The organism is Aurantibacter sp., assembly GCF_039941195.1.
In the GTDB taxonomy this organism is placed as follows: Bacteria; Bacteroidota; Bacteroidia; order Flavobacteriales; family Flavobacteriaceae; genus Aurantibacter_A.
Window position 1 is genome coordinate 33,138 of sequence record NZ_JBDVFA010000060.1, and the last position, 24,575, is coordinate 57,712.

A 24,575-nucleotide genomic window follows, 5' to 3' on the forward strand; every position below is an offset into this window, starting at 1 on the left:
AGACTGCCACTACTAAAACATTACGAAACACTTTCTAGCTCAACCTTTTTTAATTGGTCGGCTGTATCCTTTATAAAGGCATTTAACATCCAACTAGACTTTTCTAATTCTCTAATATAAGCTCCCAGCATATCTATAGTTCCTTCATCACCAGCTTCGTCAGCTTTATCCAAAGTAAGTTTCATTTGCGCTAACAGCTTTTTGTGATCCGATAGAATACTAACCACCATCTCTGTGTCTTCTATAAAGGGAGATTCTTCCTCAATATTTGCCATTTTTAGATATTTAGATAAATTACTTACCGGATGATATCTTAAGGTTAAAACTCGTTCGGCAATTTCGTCTATTTTGATTCTAGCATCGGTATATAATTCCTCAAACTTTACGTGTAAATCGAAAAAATTTCTACCCAAAACATTCCAATGGAAACTGCGCAATTTTTGATAGTAAATAGTATAATCGGCCAATAACACATTCATTTCTGTTACTACAGGCACCAAATTTTTATCGTTTATATTTAAATAATTCATAGTTGATAATTTTAATTTAACTGGAATATGGTTTTCATACTCTAACTTCTGAAACAAAGATATCTGTAAACTAATATTGTCTTTTGCTCATATGAAGCAGATGTTAACACATTTACATAATTACCTGATTTAAAATCAGATAAAACCTTTACCAGCGTCATATAGCTGAATAGATTTAGCATTTGAGTCAAGGTTTTATTCATTTGAACCAAACAAGCTCTAAATATGATTATAACTTTGTATTAAGCAAAAAGACTATTAGCTACTTCTTAAAGGATATCATTTATTATTCCTCCTATTGGTTTTCAAAACCCAAACACATTACGTTAAGAATAAAAAACGCTTTATTTTTTTGCTGAGATGTAAAATGATAAACATCCCGAAAAAGAAATTATCATTCACTAATAATTATAATTTAAATGAAAACATATACTGAGAAAATCGGAAACAAATTAAACGAACTACTTGAAAAAACTTATGATGCGGAAAAAGGATTTCGAAAAGCAGCAGATCATACGGATCACAGTTATTTGAAAGAATATTTTGAAAAAAAAGCTGAACAGCGTAAAGATTTTGGATATCAATTAAAAACTGAAATTAGCACATTTGGTCAAAACGTAGAAACTGGTGATAGTGTTACCAGTAAAATGCATAGAGCTTGGATGGATATCAAAGCATTATTTTCTTCAGAAAGTGAAGAAGCTATGTTAGAAGAAGCCATTAGAGGTGAAAAAGCTGCTATATCGGAATATGAAGATGTACTATCTGAAACGGCATTACCCCCAACAACAAAAATGCTACTTCAAAAACAAAAGGATAGTATTAAGTCTGGACTGACTACTGTAAAAAGTTTAGAAAAAGCATTTTAAACTAAACATCAAATTATTAAAAAAAGGGAAGCAAATGCTTCCCTTTTTTATTTGAATGAAATCTACAAAATCAATCTTTAATACAACCATAAACTTTTAATTATCAAAGTTTTAAATAATTTTTATATGAGTTAAGATTTCATTTGATACCATTAAACATCCAGATAAAATAAGTCCATATTTGTAAAAGTTAGAGGAAACAATACGATTTCCTAAGTACAAATTTAAAAACCAGAATATATGTTACGTTGGACAATCACTTTTATAATATTAGCAATAATAGCCGGAATTTTTGGATTTGGTGGAATAGCTGCTGGAGCAGCAAGTATCGCCAAAGTCTTATTCTTTATTTTTTTAGTACTATTAGTAATCTCATTAATAAGAGGCAGAAAAGCGTTCTAGTTAACACCAGAAAGCTCTAGAGATATATTAATAATTAAAAAAATAAACAAGATGAAAAATTTAGCAAAACTATATATACTATTATTCTTCTCAGGCGTATTTTTAACTGCCACAAGTTGTAGAGAGAAAACTACTGAAGAAAAAGTTGAAGATTCCATTGAAGCAGTTGGAGATGAGCTGGAAGAAGGCGTAGAAGAAATAAAAGATGAAGCAGATGATGCTATCGATGACCATTAAACTTCACTGATACAAAGCGCTAAGGCAAGCAATTAAATTTGCTTGCCTTTTTTATTTCAAGTTTAACAATTGAATAACTATTAAATTAAGACCAAAAAAAAAAAAGAGACGGTTAAACCGTCTCTTTTTAATAAAAAACTAATAATCTAAAACTACTCTATAATAATAAATTCAGATCTCCTATTTTCTTGATGTTTTGGAATAGAACATACATTCTGATTATTACAATCATTTACTAAACGTTTTTCACCAAATCCTTTACCCGAAATTCTATTTGGATCTATTCCTTGTAATTTCATATACTCGCTTGTGCTCGTTGCTCTTCTTTGAGATAAGGCCTCATTATATATATCATTTCCTCTAGAATCGGTATGTGATTGCACTTGCACCTTAACATTAGGAAAAGCTTTCATATAATCGATAACTTTTTGAATTGATATTACTGCATCTTCGCGAATATTTGATTTATCGAAATCGAAATAAATTGGTTCAATATCTAAGTATTTAACCAGGTCAGTTCCTATTGGAGGAGTTTTCACAATTGGTTCTAAATACACTTCAACATTGGCAATATCTTCTATATCAATAGAAAATGATTTGTCGCCATCATTAAAATCATCTTTTGAAGCAACGACTTTATACATTCCGCCCTCACAATACCCTGCTAAATCAAAATTACCATCCTTATCTGAAACTCCTTCAGCAACAACTGCTCCAGTGGCATCAGTTAAAAGTAATTTTGCATTTAGGATGACTTCATTTGTTTCTTGGTTTTTAACAACACCAGCGATAGCCACATGGCAATCCAAGTCCAATTTCTTAACCTGGGTAAAGCTGTATATATCATCACCTCCATGGCCGCCTTCTCTGTTTGATGCGAAGAAACCCTTCTGAGTTTCACTATCATAAATAAGTGAAAAATCATCTTCACCCGTATTTATTGGCTTTCCTAAATTAACAATATATGGCTTATTTAAATCATCTAATTTAGTAGCAAAAATATCCAATCCTCCTAAACCAGGATGACCATCTGAAGCAAAATAGAGTATGTTCTCTTTTGTTACATATGGAAAAGTTTCACGGCTTTCTGTATTTATACCTGTTCCTAAATTTACTGGAGTACCAAAACTTCCGTCGTCGTTAATAGCAACTACAAACAAATCCGATTCACCAACTGTTCCTTTCATATCAGATGCAAAATATAATTGCTTTTCATCTGATGAAAGGGCTGGGTGAGCTACAGAATATTCATCGCCATTAAACGGCAGTGAAATAATATCTTTCCAATCACCACCCACCAAGGTTGCACGATAAATTTTTAATCGACTTACCCCTTGTTCATCTCTCGAAAACCTTCCATTTTTAGAATTATTTCTTGTAAAATATACTGTCTTTCCGTCCTTTGTATAAGCTGATGATGATTCATGTGTTTTCTTATTAAAAATCTTTGACAATTTCTCAACACTTTCATATTCTCCTTTTTCATTAGCAATTGCTTTATAAAGATTTGTAAATGATTTACCATTCCACAAATGAACATTACGGCGTGTGATTCCACTATCTCTTGAAGTTGAAAAAATCAAATCTTGTCCTTTAAAAGAAGGTGCAAAATCGGATTCTTTTGAGTTGATATTTAAATTCTTAATCTCAAAAGCACCCGATTGCTCTTCTATTTTTTTAAGATAATCAGGTTCTTCATCAAGTTTTACTGCGCGTACTTCAGAACTGGTTGCCTGCTTATATTTATTCATCCACACCTCCGACTCTTGGTAATTTCCATTGGATTTTAAAGATTGTGCATACCTGTACATATATTCCTGCTCGACGTCTACTTCTTCTAACTCAAATAATTTCTCGTACCAGCCTGCCGCTTCAGTATATTTTGCATTTTGATAATTCGCATCACCTAAATCACGATAAATTTGCTCATCTGAATGGCCATCAGCCACTAACTTCTCATAAGAATCAATAGCTAACGTGTAGTCATAGTTCTTATAATTAATTTCCGCTTTTTTTATCTTTTTGTCTTGAGCTGTACCAAAGGCACAAACCATAGACATTAAGTAAAGCGTGTATATAGTTTTTTTGTTCATAATACTTGTTTTAAAAGAATCTTGGGGCGATTACCCTTCTAAACCTATTTTTGAATTCGTAGCGCAACAACACTTCAAAAGAACCATCATTAAAGGCGGTATTACCTAATTCTGTAGTTTCTTTATCATATGCTAAACCTATCAAGAATTGTTCTGAAACTTGAAATCCAAACATTGCACTTACAGCAGCATCCCACCTATATGCTATTCCTAAGTTAAATTTATCGTTAAGTAAAAAATTTGCAGAAGCGTCTATTTGTAATGGTGCACCATTAACAGCTTTTAATAAGGCAGCAGGCTTAAATTTTAAGTTCTGATTTAAATCAAATACATAACCAGTTATGAAATAGAAATTCATACGTTCTTTGGCTATTGCAGAGCTTGAATTGTCAAAATGTTCTGTTTCTAGAAAATTTGGCACTGACAAGCCTGCATAAAACTGATTCGTATGATAATAAATTCCTGCTCCAAAATTTGGTGAAAACCTTTTATCAATATCGGTTCCTCCAATAGCAACAGCCTCATTATTATAATTTCGAAGTTTAGTAAAATCTAAGTTTAGCAAATGACCACCTGCCTTTACTCCAAAAGAGAGTTTACCTGTATCTGAAGTGTTTATAGTGTATGATACTACTCCATCAAAATAAGTATCTTGATTAGTTCCATTACCGATTTCATCATTAACTATCGATAAACCAATTCCTACTCCACGACCAATAGGCGTATTAAAATTTAAAGTTTGAGTCGTAGGAGCCCCATCTAAACCAATCCATTGTGAACGGTGAAGCGCAGTAATACCGAGCACACCTCTTGAGCCAGAGTATGCAGGATTAACCGCCATAGTATTGTACATGTACTGCGTATATTGAGCATCTTGCTGGGCCGTGAGACCCCACAATGAGAGTACAATAAACAGACTGGTAATAATAATTTTTTTCATCCTATTGTTTTAATAATTGTATTTCGATTCTTTTCTATCTATTAACATATAGATATCCGTTTTTAACCTTCGCTACACCTTCATTCATATAATCGATTATATAGAAATATGTACCTACAGGTAATTCTTCACTTTGTTTGATGATAACACGACCGTTGGATATTCCTCTAAAAGCATTGGAACCATTATCATAACCTTTAGTTTCAAAAACTAATACTCCCCATCGGTTATATATCCTAACGGTATTATCTTGATAAGATTCTATATTGTTTATCTGAAAGATTCCATTATTCATACCAGGACCTACTAAATCACTTTGAATAACGATATCACAAACTAAGCCTGAAGGTGTCATACCCCCTACTGCGCTACATGGTTCATATGGATTAGTATTGTCCGCAATTTCTTGTTCATTCGACACATCATCGCCATCACAATCTGCAGTTAACCACAAACCAGTGCGTTCTAAAGTGATGCTCATTTCTTCAAAGTCACATGGGTCAAGAGGATCTGTTTGGTCATTAAGTTCTGTTTCGTTTAATACTCCGTCTCCATCACAGTCTATTAGTAAATAATCTCCCGAAGGATCTACATTTACATTATCAGCATCATAATCGCAAGGATCTTCTGGATTGGTTCCATCTTCTAACTCTTGTCCATTAAGCACACCATCGCCATCACAGTCTGTAATTAAATAAGTACCTGTTTGAAGCGTCGTCATACTAGCTATTTCAAAATCACAAGGGTCATTTGGATTCGTACCATCCAATATTTCTTGCTCATTTGAGACTCCATCACCATCACAATCTGCACTACCTAAACCATTACATTGATCATAATCTATTGTAATCTCACCTGGTGTTGACTCATTACCATCATTATCTTCTACCGTGTATTCAATTACTTCTGGGTCGGCAGTAAAGCCTGTTTCTGGGGTAAATGTTACTTCACCCGTTGTTGGATTTACGGTCCATACACCTTCATTAGGAACAGTTACTTGCGTACAATCGCCATTGGCATCAGTAATATCGCATACACCTCCTGTTACTGATGTAGCATCCAAGCTTACTGTTGTTGGGTCAATACTTCCATCCGGGTCGTTGTCATTATCTACCACGGCAATCGTTACAGGATTTCCAGTCACATTATCTGTGCTTTCATCATCACCTGCTACCGGTACTTGCACTGCATAGTCAATAGTGATGGTGGCATCGTTAGATTCATTACCATCATTATCTTCTACCGTGTATTCAATTACTTCTGGATCGGCAGTAAAGCCTGTTTCTGGGGTAAATGTTACTTCACCCGTTGTTGGATTTACGGTCCATACACCTTCATTAGGAACAGTTACTTGCGTACAATCGCCATTAGCATCGGTAGTATCACATACACCTCCCGTTACTGATGTGGCATCCAAGCTTACTGTTGTTGGGTCAATACTTCCATCGGGGTCGTTATCATTATCTACCACATCAATCGTTACCGCTGTATTGGTAGGATTGTTTGTACTGCTATCGTTTGTAGCTACCGGTACTTGTACTGCATAGTCAATAGTGATGGTGGCTTCGTTAGATTCATTACCATCATTATCTTCTACTGTATATTCAATTACTTCTGGATCTGCAGTAAAGCCTGTTTCTGGGGTAAATGTTACTTCACCCGTTGTTGGGTTTACGGTCCATACACCTTCATTGGGAACAGTTACTTGCGTACAATCGCCATTGGCATCAGTAGTATCACATACACCTCCTGTTACTGATGTAGCATCCAAGCTTACTGTTGTTGGGTCGATACTTCCATCCGGGTCATTATCATTATCTACTACGTAAATCGTTACTGCTGTATTGGTAGGATTGTTAGTACTGCTATCGTTATCTGCTTCTGGAGAAGCATTAATTGGAACAACTATAACTAGAGGTTCGCACAAACAGTTGCTATTAGAAGGAACAAATTCAATTATTACAGATTTCGATGCACAAATTGGTGCTGAACTATTAAACGTAAGTGTTTCAGAAACAGTTGCTCCTTCTGCAATTAAACTAGATGTACTACCCGTTCCAATAGATGCCCCTGTTTTAATTCCAGTACCATCATCACAATACACATCATAAACATAACCAGCGGTTGCATCATCACCTCCAACATTATTAAAATCAAGATGAACTGTAAAGTCAAAACTACCATCAGTTTTTTCAAAATACGTGCCACCATCATTATTAGAGACTTCCAAAATTGGTTTTTCTAATGGTAAAATTTCATAAGAAAAACCTGTAGCAACTTGAAAATCACCACAATTCTCAGTAGAACAACTTATTCCGTTAACTAGTACATAATTAACAATTTGAACTTCAGCCGAATCATCACAAAAAGCTTCGTTTAGCGTGACAATATCAAAATCGAAATCTATAGTATCATCATCAATAACTCCGCTAGGATACTTAATAATCATTTCTTGATAATTACCGACCGTATTAACATTTTCTAATGTTGCTATATTGGTGCCATTAACAACAAATGTACTTGGGACATATTCTGTTCCTGGAATCAATGTTATTTTGGCATAATCTGAACTCGTAGAAGTTCCATTCTTAATTGTTGTTACAACATTTATAGTTTCTTGCACACCACATCCATCGATTGGCGCACCATAACCAGGTAATGTTATTGTACTCAATGCACTATAAGGTGCTACTGCCTGATCTACCTCAATAGCTGAAGATACTGCCCTCAGACCATTACCTAATGCTAGATCTCCACATGGACTTTCTCCATAAACTTTAAATGTAATTACTGAATTAGATATAAAATCGCATTCCAACTGTAATTCCATATCTATATGTGCCGTTCTTTCATCTGTGCTATTGTTAGCTGGATCACCGGCAATTCCTTGAATTTCGGTTATGGCCGTATGTCCTTTTAAATCTATTCGTGCAACACCATTTGTTACAACTGCACTTACAGTTTGAATGTCACCTGAATCCTTTGGATACTCTATGTCAACAGAATTTACCGTCATTCCATCCTGACCACCAGGAATAGCAAATTCAACATAAGGGTTAATTAAATCTGCTAATTGAGCACTAACAACATCTAATTCAATATTAAAAGGTGTACAAAGTGTTTGTTCTGAAGTAGGCTCATCCGTTATAGCCATTTGAACCTGAGCCTCTTTTGGCTCTAGAACAATTGATGTAGACCTCTGATAACAAATTGCTTCGATACTTTGAAAATCTGAGACATCTACATTTAAATCTGGATAACCTGGATAACCCAAACAATCCCAGCCATGTTCAAAAATAACAGTTTCATCTGTACATGCCGTAGAAGTCACTTTTAAGCGAATAGAACCTGTTTCATCCTTGGCTAATGCACCCGCTTCTATCCAAGCTTTACCACTAGCTACATGATAATTAATTGCTGTTTCCGTACCACCAGAAACTTTGTAAGCACCAACTACCTCAACACCTGTGGGTAATGTAGCCTGCAACCAATTGTAATTTACATCATCCGGACTCGTATTACTTATATTAACATCTAAATCTATTACATAAGCATCTCCATTTACGGTCGGGGACGGTGATTGCAATAAAAAGGTTGGTGGTGTGTAATTAAAAGTATTTGTATTTGTAAAACTTGTTGATTCTGGAGTTGCATAAGCAAATGCATCAAAATTAACAGTATAATCATAAGTTGTTGTCTCTGGAGAATGACAAGTGCCCGTAAATTCTACATAAAAACGAGGATAGTGCAATGCACGTTGGTCACGATTTATAAAATTCGGACCAGGAGTTATAGTAATTTGACCATTACTTTCTGTGGCTATAAAATCACCTGAAGTCGTAGAATAAGCTCCTTCAAAACTTACTGAAGTTACATTACCTGTAAATCTAGCTCCTTCAGGAATATCTACTACAGTAGATGTCCAATTAGAAAGTGGCCTGTATTCATCAGGAAACATATCACCAGGTGACATATTATGTGTAAAATAAAGCACACCCGTTTCTGATTCGCAACCGTTAGCTGAACGCGTTTGATTACTTCCATAAATTCTCGGTCGTGAATAATATGCTCGATCACCCCATGTATCACAACTTACTCTTACTGTATTGGCCGGATAATCAGTAAAAGCATAAAAATCACCTCTAAAGCCAGATAATTCAAAATATGAAATATCTTTAAAGTCTTTTGCAAATACAAAATTTAGTTCTAATTCTATCTCATCTTGTTCTAAACCTTCGCCATAATTATAAGAACTACTAATAATATCTCGATAGGAGCTAAGGTCAAAAGTGAGCAAATAATCTCTCGGTCCATTTGTAGTTAGTGTGGGTGGCACAGTTATAGACGTAGTTTCTGTTGTACTTGATTTATCGTTTATTGTAATAGTACCATCCACGAAAGTTATTATATCTGCACCCTTAGTTTCTGTATCTGCCGTATGATAATCAATATCTAAATAAAGATTATTCAAGCTAATATTGTTAATACTTGCTGTGGTTACCAAAGTCATGGTGTCACCTGCTAAATATTTTTTTGTCTCATGAACACTTTCGTCTAAAACAACTTGTGTAGCCTGAGTATTATCGATCCAACCGGCAGTAGTTCTATTGGCATCAAAACTTGTAATACCAGGGCCTGCACATCCTCCTGGGCAATGCGCATATATTTGAACTGATCCGCAATGAATATCTTGATCCCAACAAATACCGCTACCGCCTGTACATTTATAATTTGTCTTATACGGAATTGTTTGTAAGCCATTAAGTCCTACTCCACAGGTAACAGTCAAAGGAAAATCTACCCATTCCTTAAAGTGACCACTAGATATATCTGTTGTAGTAAAAATTACTTCATTACCGGATTGAGTAAATTCTGCAGGTGCCGTAGACTGTAATGCCATCCCCGTAGGAACAGTAATGGAAACGGTCCATTCAGACCCCGCATCATTTGAGCCCATATTGTCTCCATCACAAAGAGGATAACCTGTTCCTCCTATATATAAGGCAGGTGCTATACTAACTGTAAAATCTTCACCATCCACAACATCAGTAGGAGCTTCAACTTCTGTGACAGTTTGGTAATCTCTGATAATATTGAAATAGTTAAAGTCTACACGCTCAGGCAGTCTATCACTCTTACATTGATCCTTAAAATTTACATCCAGATATGTGTGCTCCCATGTCATATAATCATACCTACCTGTACCACAATTATCCCTTGGATCGATTTCGAAGTCAAAACTTAATTCTGTAAACTCTCCTGGGGGTAAATCATCGAAAAAACCATCGTTATCTAAATCATCTAGTCCAAAATTTAATCCATCTGGATCTGATGTGAAAAAATCCGCCGGTATATAAACTGATTCACCTGAACCACCAGATGGATAACTATCACTTGCAAGTGATGATGGTGTAAATGAAGGATTACTCCCAAATCTAAAATTTGAAACACTACGTGTATCTCGATAATCAAATGCCCAAAGAGGATTTGTGGTAGGATCGGTAATATCTGAGTTATTATGACCTAAACCTAGATTAATAGCAACATCTAACGCCATTGAACCTATAGCCGTTTTAGTATTCTCAATTTTGATTGTATAGGAAACAGCATTACATAATTCTACACGTGTTGCACCTCCCTTTGTTAAGGTAATTTCTGGAACATTTGCTCCAAAATTCAATGATCCGGTTTGTTGTTGTGCTGCTTGACAAGTTTCACCTGCTGAACATCCCCAAAAAGCGTTATGAATAATATCGGTATCAATACAGTCGTCTACCCTAAAAGATTCCGTTAAAAAAATTGATTCTCCATTATCAAAACAACCATCGCCATCACCCACAGAGAGAAATGGGTCTGTGGTCATATCAAAATTATAGGTGTAAACACCACCAGAAACAGAGGTAGGGGTTAAATCAGTAGAACCATAAGATAATTTATATTCATCATCTACGTCCGAACCAACCGTTACATAATAAGTGTAATTATCTGTACATCCATTTCCACCTTGTGCTAAAGTTATATTTCTAGTATATGTCTCCCCCACGTTGGCATTCGTTGTGGGAATAGAAGAAATATTTAATGAAGCAGCCCGTAACGTATAAGAGTCTACAGTAATATCGTCATCAGTTGCACTTTGGTTTCCTCCTTGATCCACAAAATTTATAGTATGTGCATCCTTAAAAATACCTCCAGAATTTAAAAACTCCACCGCCTCGCAATTAGCACTTCGTTCAAATGAAAAATACACCTCATCTCCAACTGCCCAATTTCCGTCGCTAGGTCTTTGAATAGTAAAAATAGGTTCATTGGCTGTACCTCCTTCAGTAAGCACAAAATCACCTGAACCTGTTTGCGTAGTAATTGTCGCAGTAGTAGGCACGTACTCTATCCCTGGCGGTAGCGCAAATGTTATACTAAACGTATGGCAAGTTGCATTTTTTCCTTGTATGTATACTTGTTCTAGGGAGTTGTTAGACCCACCACAAGTACCTAATTCTTGAGGGTCTATTGTTACCTTAAATCTGTTAGTTTCAATTTGTGCCATACTGGAGTACACAAAAAGAAACACAGAAAGCAAGGATAAAACCTTTGTTCTGTTCATTTTACAATAATTGAATTTGAGAGTAGTGTGTGTTACAAGAATACCTTGGCATTTATGTATAATCTCAAAAACTCTATTGGAACATTTTTGGGGGATAAAATGTATCATAGTAAAGTTTAAACAATGGCTTAAAAAGCTAAATTATTTAGTTCCAAGCCCAATAAAATTTGATATTTTGATTTAATATTTGAAGTACAAAGAATAACAATCTTTACACTTTATCGAAATAATTGTTGTGTTCATCTGATAAAACAGATGTGAATGTGCCGTTTAACGACATTAGCAGAAATGAAGAACGAATAATTTTTGTAGTCTAATTATAATTTATGTAAGAATTTTCTTGTTTATATTAAAACAACAACCTATAAAACCCTTACTTATATAACTATACGATGCTCATTAAAAAAAGTGGTTTAAATAATTCCTACATCCAAAAAATGGAAAAATACTGCCAATACTGTTAAATAGGCTATGTAAGAGCGCATGATTTCATTAAAATACTTTCAATAAAACACTTAAATTGAAGAAAAATAACAGGTGCCTATATCAATTTTTGGCACCCAGAATCGTAAAATACCATTCAGTATTATCCTGCTTTACATTTGATTGATGCCAAATGCTAAAACCAGCATTTTCAAATAACTTTTTATAGTTATGAGAAAATGAGCTTTCAGGTCCATAAATTTGAGAATTCGAATTCGTTTCAAAATTCACTTGTGATCCAATTGGTTCAATAGCAATAAATTTAATTTTACCTAGATTATTTAGTCGTTTTAAAAAAGCTTCTAAGTTTTCTTGTGTAAAATATTCCAATACCCCTCCTGAAGTAACAAAAATTGTATTTTCTTCTCCAAATTCATTCACCCAGTCTAGAACATCTGCAGCGACAAAACTAAGTCGTGTATTTGAATGAAACCTTTGTTTATTAATTGCTATTTGTTTAACACTTAAATCTATACCAATAAATTGCTCAATTTGGGGAAACTTTTGACTAAGAAAATTCAAAACATTTCCATTCCCGGCACCAATTTCTACTAAGGTTTTATATTCATATGTACTCCCTGCTAGTTCTATTTGGAGTTTATCAAAAATAAAAGACCAATCTGGAAGGAAAATATTCTCGAACATATCGTCTGTTTCCACAAACAATTCATCCCCTTTATTCACCCAATAATTATGATGTAGCTTTGCTAAATTATCAAAATCTTTATTTTTTTTTGCCTTGTTAAGAATAGCATCGCGCATTAAATACTCTACTTTCGAAAGTTTTTTATTCAACACAATTGTCATTCCATTTTCGCCAAGTTTAGCAGCCTTCTTAGGCATTAATACTACCAAACATCTACCAATTATGTATCTTAATTTTTCTTTCATCCTACAAATTTGCATCAGTTTTTCAAAATTCTTGTAAAACTGTAGTTAATATCCCAGCAAACATTAACATGTCATCGAGAACTTTGACAATATAAAGATTAAAATTACTGCTGGTTCACATACTTTATACATTAGTTCTAATATTCTTAAAGGAATTGTACAAGGATGAGGATTAACAGCTCCATTACAAAACTTTACAACAGTCATACTTAAACGCTGTAAATGTTCATTAATCTAAGAAAATAGCATTCGGTCTATTTAGAATAATTAACCCCTTTTCCTTGCGTTAAAAATTATTCGTTAAGCTATCAAAACACTAAAGTTCTATTCGAAACTAATTTAAATTTTGTTCATGCCTACTCCTAACCATATGAATAACGGATTATCTTCTTTTGAAAACCATCTCAGTGGTATTGAATTAGATTATCCTGATTCTACACTACACAAACTTTTTGACCATTGTGCAACTAGAAACCCCAATGCAAACGCTTTACAATATAAAAATGAGACAATTAGTTATGCGGAGTTACAAAATAAGGTAAATCAAACAGCTCACTACTTACATTCACAGGGACTAAACCAAGGCGATATAGTCTCCATTTCTTTAGATCGCACGCCTGAATTTATCATCTCTATTTTTGCGATTTTACAATGTGGCGCAGCCTACCTCCCTATTGATACTGGATATCCACCAAAACGAATTGAATTAATACTTAAGGATTCTAATTCAAAATTCTTTATTAGTACAGCATCTCATAAAAATCTAAATCACCAAGCTAAAAATATATTTGTTGAAAATCTTTCTTCAGAATCTTTAGAGTTTTCAATAGAACCTTTAAAACTACAAATCGGTAATGAAAATGTTGCATATATAATATACACTTCTGGTTCTACCGGCAATCCAAAAGGAGTGCAAGTAGCTCATAAAAATGTGATTAACCTAGTGCATTCCATGAGCATCCAACCAGGGATTACTACAAATGATAAAATATTCGCAGTAACCACCATTTCTTTCGACGCAATGGTAATGGAAACATTCTTACCATTGCTAAACGGAGCAACAGTAATATTAATTGATGAAGACACTCGACGAGATGGCGAATTACTAATAAAAAAAGCACTTGAGGACAATATCACAATCATGTGGGGCACGCCAACCATTTGGCAGATTTTAATAGACTCCGGTTGGGAAAAATCACTAAAATTAAAAGCACTTATTGGAGGTGAACCTGTACCTAAAAATTTAGCTGATAAATTGCTAAATCTTTGTGGCGAAGTTTGGAATATTTATGGTCCAACAGAAACCACTGTTTGTTCTATACTTACCCAAATTAATGAAAAAGATGATCCAATAGTAGTAGGCAAACCTATAGCGAATACTCAGATTCATCTTTTAGATGAAAACAAAAAACATGTAAAACAAGGTGAAATTGGCGAAATAGTTATTGGTGGGGATGGTGTTTCTTTAGGATATTTAAACCAAACCAAACTTACAGATGAAGTTTTTGTCACAAATCCTTTTGATGGAAAATCAGGTAATAAAATGTATTTATCTGGTGATTTGGGAAAGTTACTTCCTAATGGAAAAATTCAATGTCTTGGCCGGAAAGACAAACAAGTAAAAGTTAGAGGACATCGTATTGAATTAGGTGAAATTGAAGCAGTTTTAAGTCAGGTTGCTTCTATTAAAAAATCGGCTGTAATTGTAAGTAATGCTATAGGTAATGAACCTAAATTAGTGGCATATATTCAATCAAAAGATTCGTTAAAAGACACACATACTTTACGATTACATCTTGAAGATATTTTACCTGAGTATTTGATACCCTCAATTTTTATGTGGGTTGATGAATTCCCAGTAACTACCAATGGGAAGGTTGATTTTAAGAATTTACCAAAGCCTGAGTATGTACGACCAGAATCGGCACCTTTATTTAAAAAACCGCGTTCAAAGCAAGAAGTAGAAATTGTAAAAATATGGAGTGAACAATTACAAATTCCTACTATTGGAATAGATGATAATTTTTTTGAAATGGGAGGCACATCTCTCTTGACTCAAAAAGTAGCATCACAGATTAGAAAACGCCTTAAAATAAGATTTCCGGTTACAAGCATTTATCAATTTCCAACGATCGCTTCTTTGTCAAAATCGTTGAATTCAGATTATACACATACGAATAGCCTACAAGTTAAAAATCAAGCAATTGACAGTTTAATTAAAGATGTTGCCATAATTGGTATGGCTGGCAGATTCCCTGGCGTATTAACAATAGACCAATTTTGGGAAGTTCTACGCGATGGTAAAGAAACCATTTCGTTTTTTACTCCAGAAGAACTTGATAAAGCTATATCCGAAGATTTAAGAAAAGACCCATTATATATTGGCGCCCGTGGTGTTGTACCTTCAGCAAAAGAGTTTGACGCCCGTTTTTTTGGAATTAATCCAAAACTAGCAGAAGCTATGGATCCGCAGCAACGTCTATTTTTAGAAATTGCTTGGGAGGCACTAGAAGAAAGTGGACATCTTCCAAAACATTACAATGGTAGTATTGGAGTTTATGCAGGTACAGGAACGAACACTTATTACAAAAATAATATTTTACCAAATAAAGAAATATTAAATCAGATTGGACATTTACTAGTTAATACTGTAAATGAGAAAGATTATATAGCTTCAAGAACCGCCTATCATTTAAATTTAAAAGGCCCAGCTGTAAGTGTACATTCGGCTTGTTCCACTTCACTACTAGCAATTGCAGAGGCAGTAGAAGCAATTAGAAATGGACAATGCGATATTGCCCTTGCCGGTGGATCTAGTTTAACAGCACCAATAAATAGTGGTCATCTTTATCAAGAAGGCTCAATGTTAAGTTCCGATGGTCATTGTCGTTCTTTCGACGCTGATGCAAAAGGCACTGTTTTCAGTGATGGAGCAGGCGTAATTCTGCTTAAAAATTTGAGTGATGCCAAAAAAGATGGCGACCACATTTACGGTGTAATTAAAGGTGTAGGAATTAACAATGACGGTGGCGGCAAAGGAAGCTTTACGGCACCGAGTATTGAAGGGCAAGCCGATGCGATTTCAAGAGCGCTAAATGACGCCAATATTTCTGCATCCGATATTAGCTATGTTGAAACACATGGCACAGCTACGCCATTAGGTGACCCTATTGAAATAGAGGGACTAAATATGGCTTTTGGAGAACAAACTCAAAATGGATATTGCGCTATTGGATCTGTAAAAAGTAATCTGGGGCATTGTACAGCCGGTGCTGGTGTTGCTGGTGTAATAAAGACTATCTTATCTATAAACAATAAACAGATTCCAGCCTCCCTGGGCTATTCAAAACCCAATCCAAATATTGATTTTGAAAACAGTCCTTTTTATGTAAACAATACATTAACCGATTGGAAAATTCCCAATGATTTAAGGCGAGCTGGAATTAGCTCTTTTGGAGTTGGTGGTACAAATGTTCACATTGTTGTTGAAGAATACGTAATGGAATCTAAAACAACTGATAGTGGAAGACCATTACAAATTTTGCCGTGGTCAGCTAAAACTGATAAAAGTTTAACTGATTATGGAGAAAAATTAGGCAACTATTTAACTACTAATAACACGCAACAGCTTGCAGATATTTCATTCTCACTAAATATGACAAGAGATGATTTCAATCATCGGAAATTCATATTAGCCAAATCTAATAAAGAAGCTGCGGAATTTCTTTTACAAAATGATAAAACATCTAAAGAAACAAACAAACTAAAGGAAGTTCCCAATGAAATAGCTTTTCTTTTTCCCGGGCAAGGAGCACAATATTTACAAATGGGTAAAGCGCTTTATCAAAATGAAAACATATTTAAAAAAGCTGTTGATTCTTGCGCCGAATTACTCCTAAAAAATCTTGAAATTGATATTCGAGAAGTTATTTTTCCCAAAGAAAATTCGCAGGAAACAACCAATCGATTAAAAGATACACGACTAACCCAACCTGCTCTTTTTGTAATTGAATATGCACTTGCCCAATTATGGCTCAGCTGGGGCATAAAACCAACTGTTATTTGCGGTCATAGTATTGGAGAATTTGTTGGAGCTCATTTGGCTGGTGTAATAAACCTTCAGGATGCATTGCACTTGATAGCAACTCGCGGACGTTTGGTTAGCGAATTGCCAGAAGGCAGCATGCTATCGGTTAGACTCACAAAAAATCAGTTGGAAGAAATACTTCCTAAAAGCCTTTCAATTGCCGCAATTAATTCGGATAGACTATGTGTTGTTTCCGGATTAACGGCTGATATTGAAAATTTTATGACTGTTCTTAAAGAACAAAGAATACCCTGTCAATTATTAGCTACCAGTCATGCGTTCCATTCTACAATGATGGACCCGGTATTGGATACTTTCAAAGATGAAGTTGATAAAATACAACTGAATAAACCAAAGCTTCCCATTGTTTCTACAGTTACTGGCAATTGGTTAACTGACCAAGAAGCAACAAGTTCAGCTTACTGGACTAATCATTTAAGAGCAACTGTCTGTTTTTCAGATGCTTTAGATACTATTTTAGCTTTAGAAGATGTATTACTACTGGAAGTAGGCCCTGGAAAAGCTCTTACTACGCTTACACAACAGAAAAAGGCTGCAAAGACAAAACCTGTTATTTCCAGTTTAGCAATTCCTAAAAGTAATGAAGATTCATACTACGAACTTTTAAATGCATTAGGCCAACTATGGCTTAACGGCATTGAACCAAACTGGTCCGCTTTTTACGAAGGTCAAATCAGAAAAAAATTAAGACTACCCTCATATGCTTTTGACCGTAAACTTTGTTGGGTAGACCCAATAACTATTGAAAAACCAAAATTTCACACTGAAACTAATTCACCAATTGTAGTTCAAAATCAAAAAACTGAACCACTTATTGAAACAATACCAATGAGAAAGCCCATTTTACTTACTAAAATTTCAGAATTGATTGCCAATGCCTCTGGAATTGAACTTGAAAATTCTGATAACAGCTATAGCTTTTTAGAGCTTGGATTAGATTCACTGATTTTAACCCAGATAGCATTAACATGTAAAAAAGAATTTAATATTCCTATTACTTTCCGTCAACTTAATGAAGATTTCAATACTCCTGACCTACTGGCAGAACACCTAGACCAAAATTTAGATAAGGAAGCATTTGCACCCAAACCAATTGAAGTTTCCGCCCCAATTCAAGTAAAAGGAATTGCAACAAATCCATCATGCACTACAAATGTACATACTGGATTAAATAATAATGAGAACACAACTCTTGGATTAATTGCACAACAAATACAGCTTTTAGGAAAACAGGTTGAACTTATGCAAGGTGGTACCGCAATTCCTAATCCTGCTATTAGCACACCTAAGACTGTTGATACACCCAAAAACAAAATAGCCACAACAACTGCTGTACCTTCTAAATCAATTTTATCCGAAGAAGAGAAAATTGAACATCAAAAGCCTTTTGGCGCAGCACCACGTATTGAGAAAAAATCCACCGAATTGAGTGATTCTCAAATGGATTTTTTAGAAAAATTGACACAACAATACAACAAAAAAACTATTGGCAGTAAAAATTCGTCACAAAAAAATAGAGCCTTAATGGCCGACCCCAGAGTGGTTTCCGGATTTAAACCACTTACAAAAGAACTTATTTATCCATTAGTTATCGAAAAATCTTTGGGCAACCGTTTATGGGATTTAGATGGTAATGAATATATAGATGCATTAAACGGATTTGGTTCATGCATTTTTGGACACCAACCAAATTTTGTAACCGATGCACTAAAAAATCAAATTGATTCTGGTTATGAAGTTGGTCCGCAACACCCTCTTGCTGGTGAAGTTTGTGAATTGCTTTGTGAGTTTACTGAACATGATAGAGCCGCCCTTTGTAATACGGGTTCAGAGGCAGTACTGGGAGCCATGCGTATTGCCCGTACCGTAACTGGTCGTTCATTAATTGTGGCTTTTTCTAAATCGTATCATGGAATTAATGATGAAGGTATTGTTCGAGGTTCTAAGAAATTAAGAACCTTCCCAGCTGCTGCGGGAATACTTCCTGAGGCTGTACAAAATATGCTAATTCTAGAATATGGAACAGCTGAAAGCCTGCAAATAATAAAAGATAGAGCTCATGAATTGGCTGCTGTATTAATTGAGCCTGTACAATCTAGAAGACCAGAATTTCAACCAATAGACTTTATTAAAGAGGTTAGAGAAATAACCTTTAAATCTAGTACAGCACTTATTTTTGATGAAGTAATAACGGGTTTTAGAGCACACCCTGGTGGATTCCAAGGACTCACAGGAATTAAAGCTGACCTCGCTACCTACGGTAAGGTTATTGGAGGTGGACTATCAATTGGTGCTATTTTAGGCAAAAAAGAATATATGAATGCCTTAGATGGCGGTACTTGGCAATATGGTGATGACTCATACCCAGAGGTTGGAGTAACATATTTCGCTGGAACATTTGTTCGTCACCCATTAGCACTTGCTGCATCAAAAGCTTCATTACTTCATATGAAGGAAGAAGGACCTCAACTACAAGAAAACTTAACCACGCTAACCACAAATTTAGCTACTGAGCTTAATTTAGAATTTCATCATAGAAATCTTCCGTTAGAGGTAACGCATTTTAGTTCTTTGTGGCGACTGAACTTTAAAGAAGATATCCCTTATTCAGAGCTACTGTTTGTATTATTAAGAGGAAAAGGAATTCATATTTGGGATGGTTTCCCTTGTTTTTTAACCACTGCTTATACTGCAAATGACATAAATACATTAATTATTGCTATTTTAGAGAGTCTTGAAGAAATGATGACTGCAGGTTTTTTTCAAAAAACCAAAACAAATAACAGTCATAAATTAAATTCAAAACCTCTTTCAAATGTTCTAAACAATCCCCCAGTTTCAGGCGCTAGATTAGGTCTAGATCAATCAGGAAATCCTGCTTGGTTTCTTTCTAATAGAAAAAGAAATGGAGAATTTGTGAAAATAGCATTATGATAGAAAAGGAAGCCAAAATATCATTAAATCATCCTAATACATCATCTTTCGACCCATTTTCGGGTCCAAAAATTGAACGTGTAGTATGCACAACACGTTCACAAGAAGAAATTTGGACTGGATGTAAATTAAGTGGTGACAATGCTAACAAAGCCTATAACGAGTCTATTTCTTTAAAATTAATTGGCGACCTTAAAATTAAAGCCCTAAAACAAGCCTTACAAACTTTAATTCAAAGACATGAATCTTTACGGTCTACTTTTAGTACAGATGGCCGTTTTATGACCATATTCTCTGAACTAGAGACTAAAATTGAATTCTTAGACATAAGTGATCTTCAAGAAGATTTAAAGAAACATGCCCTATCAGAATATTTAAAAGCAGATGCAAATCATCTTTTTGATTTAAATAAAGGTCCTTTATTGAAACCGGGAATTATTAAAACTAGTTTCAGCGAACACATTTTTGTAATTACCGCCCATCACATTGTTTGCGATGGCTGGTCAATTGGCATTATGCTTCAAGATTTGGGGGCTTTATATTCTGCATTTGCAACAAACAAAGCTCCTAAACTACCAGAACCAGAGAGTTTTTATTCCTATGCTGATGAACAAAATCAATACACTCATAGTTCAGCTTATAATCAAACTGAACAATACTGGCTTGACCTCTACAAAAATGACGTGCCTCTTGTAGATTTACCTACAGATTATCCTCGTCCTGCAAATAGAGAATTCTCCAGTGCACGACTTGATTTTCCTATGGATTCTGATTTACTCGAATCTTTAAAAAAAACTGGTGTAAATGCTGGATGCAGCTTAGTTTCTTCGCTTTTATCAAGTTTTGAAGTATTCCTACATCAGCTAATAAACAAAGATGATTTGGTTGTAGGACTCCCCGCAGCTGGTCAATCAGCAGCTGGTAAAATGCAACTTGTAGGACATTGTGTTAACATCTTACCATTGCGTAGTAAACTTAACTCAAAAACCTCTTTCAACACCTATCTTAAAAAGCGCAAAACCGAACTTTTTGATGCTTACGAACATCAACAATTTAGTGTTGGACATTTACTGCAAAAATTACCAATCGCAAGAGATGCAGCTAGAGTACCGTTAGTCCCAGTTGTTTTTAATATCGACCTCGGACTTACGGACGGTGTTAATTTCGAAGGTCTAACATATGAATTAACAAGCAACCCAAGAGAATTCGAAACTTTTGAAATATTCTTAAATGCAAGTGGTGATGCCGATGGATTAGTTTTTGAATGGTCGTATAACACTGCTTTATTTAAAGCGAGTACAATACAAAAGATGATGTTATCTTTTGAATCACTACTAAAAAAATTGGTTGAAAATCCGGATGAAATGATTTCTAAAATCGCAACATCAGATTATTCATCAAAGTATAAAAATCTCAATAATACCTGTAATAATTTTTCATCATTAGCATTACCAGATTTAATAAAAGAACAAGTTAAAAGAACGCCTAATAATTCTGCTCTTGTTTATAATAATACTGAATTAAGTTATGTAGAGTTACAAAGCAAGGTAAATCAATTATCCAATTATTTAATAGAATCGGGTATTAAACCGGGAGATTTAATAGGCGTTTCTTTACAACGCTCCGCTGAGCTGCCCATTCTGTTATTAGCTATTTTACAAAGTAGTGCGGCCTTCGTACCGATTGATCCAAAATATCCCGCTGCAAGATTGGAATATATGTTGGAAGATTCGGAAACCAAATTCTTAATTACCTCAAAAGAAATTTCTGCAGCATTCCCAGCAACTATAAATTTGCAATTTATTGAAGACCTTTTTGTTGCTGCCAAGGATTACTCAAAAAAACCTATTGCAGAATTCGTAGCACCAGAAACTTTAGCTTATCACATATACACTTCGGGGTCTACCGGCAAACCTAAGGGTGTACAAGCAAACCATAAGAGTTTAGTAAACTTTTTATGCAGTATGGCAAAAGAACCTGGGTTAACAGAAGAAGACCGTGTGCTATCCGTAACATCCATGTCTTTTGACCCCGTATTTCTTGAACTATTTTTACCATTAATAACAGGTGCTACTATTGTTCTCGCTAATGATGAAATGGCTAGAGATGGAAGGCTATTGCTTGATTTTTTAAAAACTGAAAGCATCACTATGCTTCAAGCAACGCCTACAACTTGGCAAATGCTAATTGATGTTGGCTGGAAAAAGCCTTTACCTTTAAAAGCTTTATGCGGTGGTGAAGCACTAACGAGACAGCTTGCAAATCAACTTCTTGAGCGTTCTAAAGAACTATGGAATATTTACGGACCAACTGAAACAACTGTTTGGTCTGTTATAAATAAAATTAATAGTGGCAATGACATAATTACGATAGGTAAACCTATTGCCAATATGCAACTATATCTTTTAGACAATAATAACCAGTTGGTTGCTCCAGGAGACATCGGAGAAATATGTATTGCCGGTGCAGGAATGACACTTGGGTACTGGAATAGACCTGATCTTAATAAAAAACTGTTTATAGAGAACCCTTTTAGTCAAGAATATAAATTACTATACAAATCTGGAGATTTAGGTAAACTATTGCCAAATGGTGAAATTCAATGCTTAGGACGCGTAGACCATCAAATAAAAATTAGAGGATATAGAATTGAACCAGGCGAGATAGAAAACGCAATTATGTCACTTGATGGTGTGCAAAATGCAGTTGTAGTAGCCCACTCAAATAAACTCAGAACATATGTAGTTCCATGCTGCAAATTAGAGTCAGATGATAATCAAATAAACGTTTGGCGGAAAACTTTAAAATTAGACTTACCTCCACATTACATACCTCAAGAGTTTATAGTTTTAGATGAATTGCCAAAAACTCCAAACGGAAAAATTGACCGAAAATCTTTAATGGAGCCTAAAGAGGCTGAATTAGATATACCAACATTTACTAGTCCAGCATCAAAAAATGAACAACTTGTTGCAAAAATTTGGCAAAGTGCACTTGAAATAGAAGACATCGACGTCAATAGCAACTTCTTTGAAATGGGTGGTCATTCGATTATTGCAGTAAAAGTGATGACCTTAATTGAAGAAAAAACTGGCAAACGTTTGCCATTATCTTCTCTTTTTGAACACTCTACAATAAAAAAACTAGCAAAATTATTAGACGCTAATACAGAGATAAAAACTAATTCTGTAATTGTTCCAATAAAACCAAAAGGCAATAAACCCCCTTTATTTATAGTACATGGAGCTGGATTAAACGTGTTAATTTTCAATGAAATTGCAAATCAACTAGATCCTGAACAACCAGTATATGGCATTCAAGGTCAGCAAATTTTACCTAAAGACAAACCACTTCCAACTATTGAAGAAATTGCAACTAAATACGTGGCCAACATAATTGAAGCACACCCTGAAGGTCCATACGCCTTAGCTGGATACTCTTTAGGAGGATATATCGCCTATGAAATGGCAAAGCAACTAAAATTAGCTGGAAAAAATGTAAGTATGCTCGCCATACTTGATACTTACGTAGACCCTCACTTTAATTATTCATCCCCTATTCGAAAACAAATGGCCACAACCGGCTATCATATTGAAAGACTAACAAATCTGTTAAAAGAGATGACAACTAGTTTTAAAGATTTAAAATATCATACTGCTAGGAAAATTAAAGAGATATTTTTTGGTGCAAACAGATATACAGATGAAGATGAAATGAAAAATCAGGGTCATAATACAATTGATAAACGGGTATTTAAAATAATGAATAACTATCATATTATTCCAGATGACATACAAATAGATTTATTACGAGCTGAAGAAAAAATATATCATTTACACGACCCAAAAACATTAGGGTGGCAAGAAATTGCTTTAGCTGGAGTTGAAATTCATAATGTACCCGGTCATCACCTAAATATGCTTGTTTCTCCAAATGCTAAAACAACAGGTAAAACTTTACAAAACGTATTAGATCAACGGAATTAGAATTATCTTATGTAGTACAAATACCTTCTCAATTTAAACGAATTTTTACAAAAAATAGTAAGGGTAATTGAATAGAAAGATACAATCAACACATAGCTTACCAATCAACCCACTTTTTCAAGACGAAATACTATTTGAACTTAGTCGATTTTATTAGGATTTAGTCGAGCTATAAATCCTAATAATTTAAATATAAATCCAGTCTAAATAATCATCATAATCACTACATAATATATTGATTTTTAAATATTTAGCCTTAAAATAAATCAAAAAAATTAAGAAACTATTATATACCAAATCACATATTTAATTGATTCAATTGTGTGATTTAAGACTAATATTTATCTTAGCTTTCAATCAATTTAACTATTCCCCGAAACCGTTGAATTCCTACACATTTATGTTGATAAATCATCAATAATTACAAACAAAAAACAAGCAAATTTTCGATCAATAATTTAATCTCTTACTAATTCCAAATTGGTTGCAATTTTAGAGATT

General features: G+C 34.6%; 10 protein-coding genes. 5 read left to right on the forward strand and 5 right to left on the reverse strand.

What is annotated here, in order from left to right:
* Positions 1-20: 20 nt before the first annotated feature.
* On the reverse strand, positions 21-530 hold the full coding sequence (locus ABJF52_RS09680) for a DNA starvation/stationary phase protection protein (RefSeq protein WP_348149483.1): 510 nt from the start codon (positions 528-530) through the stop codon (positions 21-23).
* Positions 531-949: 419 nt separating this feature from the next.
* Here ABJF52_RS09680 and ABJF52_RS09685 point away from each other — a divergent pair, with 419 nt between their 5' ends.
* The 3 genes from ABJF52_RS09685 to ABJF52_RS09695 all read left to right on the forward strand — a co-directional run bounded on the left by ABJF52_RS09685 (position 950) and on the right by ABJF52_RS09695 (position 2,038).
* Entirely contained in the window at positions 950-1,399 is a 450-nt protein-coding gene (locus tag ABJF52_RS09685) for a PA2169 family four-helix-bundle protein (protein ID WP_348149485.1), read from the forward strand.
* 240 nt (positions 1,400-1,639) lie between these two features.
* On the forward strand, positions 1,640-1,801 hold the full coding sequence (locus ABJF52_RS09690; RefSeq protein WP_348149487.1) for a DUF1328 family protein: 162 nt from the start codon (positions 1,640-1,642) through the stop codon (positions 1,799-1,801).
* A 51-nt stretch (positions 1,802-1,852) separates the two neighbouring features.
* Positions 1,853-2,038, forward strand: coding sequence for a hypothetical protein (locus ABJF52_RS09695; protein WP_348149489.1), 186 nt, complete (start codon positions 1,853-1,855; stop codon positions 2,036-2,038).
* A gap of 152 nt (positions 2,039-2,190) precedes the next feature.
* Here ABJF52_RS09695 and ABJF52_RS09700 read toward each other — a convergent pair whose 3' ends face one another.
* The 4 genes from ABJF52_RS09700 to ABJF52_RS09715 form a co-directional block, all read right to left on the reverse strand.
* A complete protein-coding gene (locus ABJF52_RS09700; protein WP_348149491.1) occupies positions 2,191-4,131 on the reverse strand; it encodes an OmpA family protein in 1,941 nt (646 codons plus the stop codon).
* 10 nt (positions 4,132-4,141) lie between these two features.
* Positions 4,142-5,071, reverse strand: coding sequence for a type IX secretion system membrane protein PorP/SprF (locus tag ABJF52_RS09705; RefSeq protein WP_348149493.1), 930 nt, complete (start codon positions 5,069-5,071; stop codon positions 4,142-4,144).
* A gap of 34 nt (positions 5,072-5,105) precedes the next feature.
* Entirely contained in the window at positions 5,106-11,672 is a 6,567-nt protein-coding gene (locus ABJF52_RS09710) for a gliding motility-associated C-terminal domain-containing protein (RefSeq protein WP_348149494.1), read from the reverse strand.
* Positions 11,673-12,218: 546 nt separating this feature from the next.
* Positions 12,219-13,046 carry a class I SAM-dependent methyltransferase gene (locus tag ABJF52_RS09715; protein ID WP_348149496.1) on the reverse strand — a complete coding sequence of 276 codons (828 nt, stop codon included), beginning with the start codon at positions 13,044-13,046 and terminating at the stop codon, positions 12,219-12,221.
* A 352-nt stretch (positions 13,047-13,398) separates the two neighbouring features.
* On the opposite strand from ABJF52_RS09715, the gene ABJF52_RS09720 reads away from it, so the two are divergent.
* Positions 13,399-20,088, forward strand: coding sequence for an amino acid adenylation domain-containing protein (locus ABJF52_RS09720; protein ID WP_348149498.1), 6,690 nt, complete (start codon positions 13,399-13,401; stop codon positions 20,086-20,088).
* Positions 20,085-24,074: an amino acid adenylation domain-containing protein gene (locus ABJF52_RS09725; protein WP_348149500.1), complete on the forward strand. Its 3,990-nt coding sequence runs from the start codon at positions 20,085-20,087 to the stop codon at positions 24,072-24,074. The genes ABJF52_RS09720 and ABJF52_RS09725 overlap by 4 nt, the downstream gene beginning before the upstream one ends.
* Positions 24,075-24,575 lie beyond the last annotated feature (501 nt).

Excerpts from the sequence above, each read along its gene's own strand:
- ABJF52_RS09695 (WP_348149489.1), top strand. The coding sequence starts at position 1,853 with ATGAAAAATTTAGCAAAACTATATATACTATTATTCTTCTCAGGCGTA.
- ABJF52_RS09685 (WP_348149485.1), top strand. The coding sequence starts at position 950 with ATGAAAACATATACTGAGAAAATCGGAAACAAATTAAACGAACTACTT.
- ABJF52_RS09680 (WP_348149483.1), bottom strand. The coding sequence starts at position 530 with ATGAATTATTTAAATATAAACGATAAAAATTTGGTGCCTGTAGTAACA.
- ABJF52_RS09700 (WP_348149491.1), bottom strand. The coding sequence starts at position 4,131 with ATGAACAAAAAAACTATATACACGCTTTACTTAATGTCTATGGTTTGT.
- ABJF52_RS09725 (WP_348149500.1), top strand. The coding sequence starts at position 20,085 with ATGATAGAAAAGGAAGCCAAAATATCATTAAATCATCCTAATACATCA.
- ABJF52_RS09710 (WP_348149494.1), bottom strand. The coding sequence starts at position 11,672 with ATGAACAGAACAAAGGTTTTATCCTTGCTTTCTGTGTTTCTTTTTGTG.
- ABJF52_RS09690 (WP_348149487.1), top strand. The coding sequence starts at position 1,640 with ATGTTACGTTGGACAATCACTTTTATAATATTAGCAATAATAGCCGGA.
- ABJF52_RS09715 (WP_348149496.1), bottom strand. The coding sequence starts at position 13,046 with ATGAAAGAAAAATTAAGATACATAATTGGTAGATGTTTGGTAGTATTA.
- ABJF52_RS09720 (WP_348149498.1), top strand. The coding sequence starts at position 13,399 with ATGCCTACTCCTAACCATATGAATAACGGATTATCTTCTTTTGAAAAC.
- ABJF52_RS09705 (WP_348149493.1), bottom strand. The coding sequence starts at position 5,071 with ATGAAAAAAATTATTATTACCAGTCTGTTTATTGTACTCTCATTGTGG.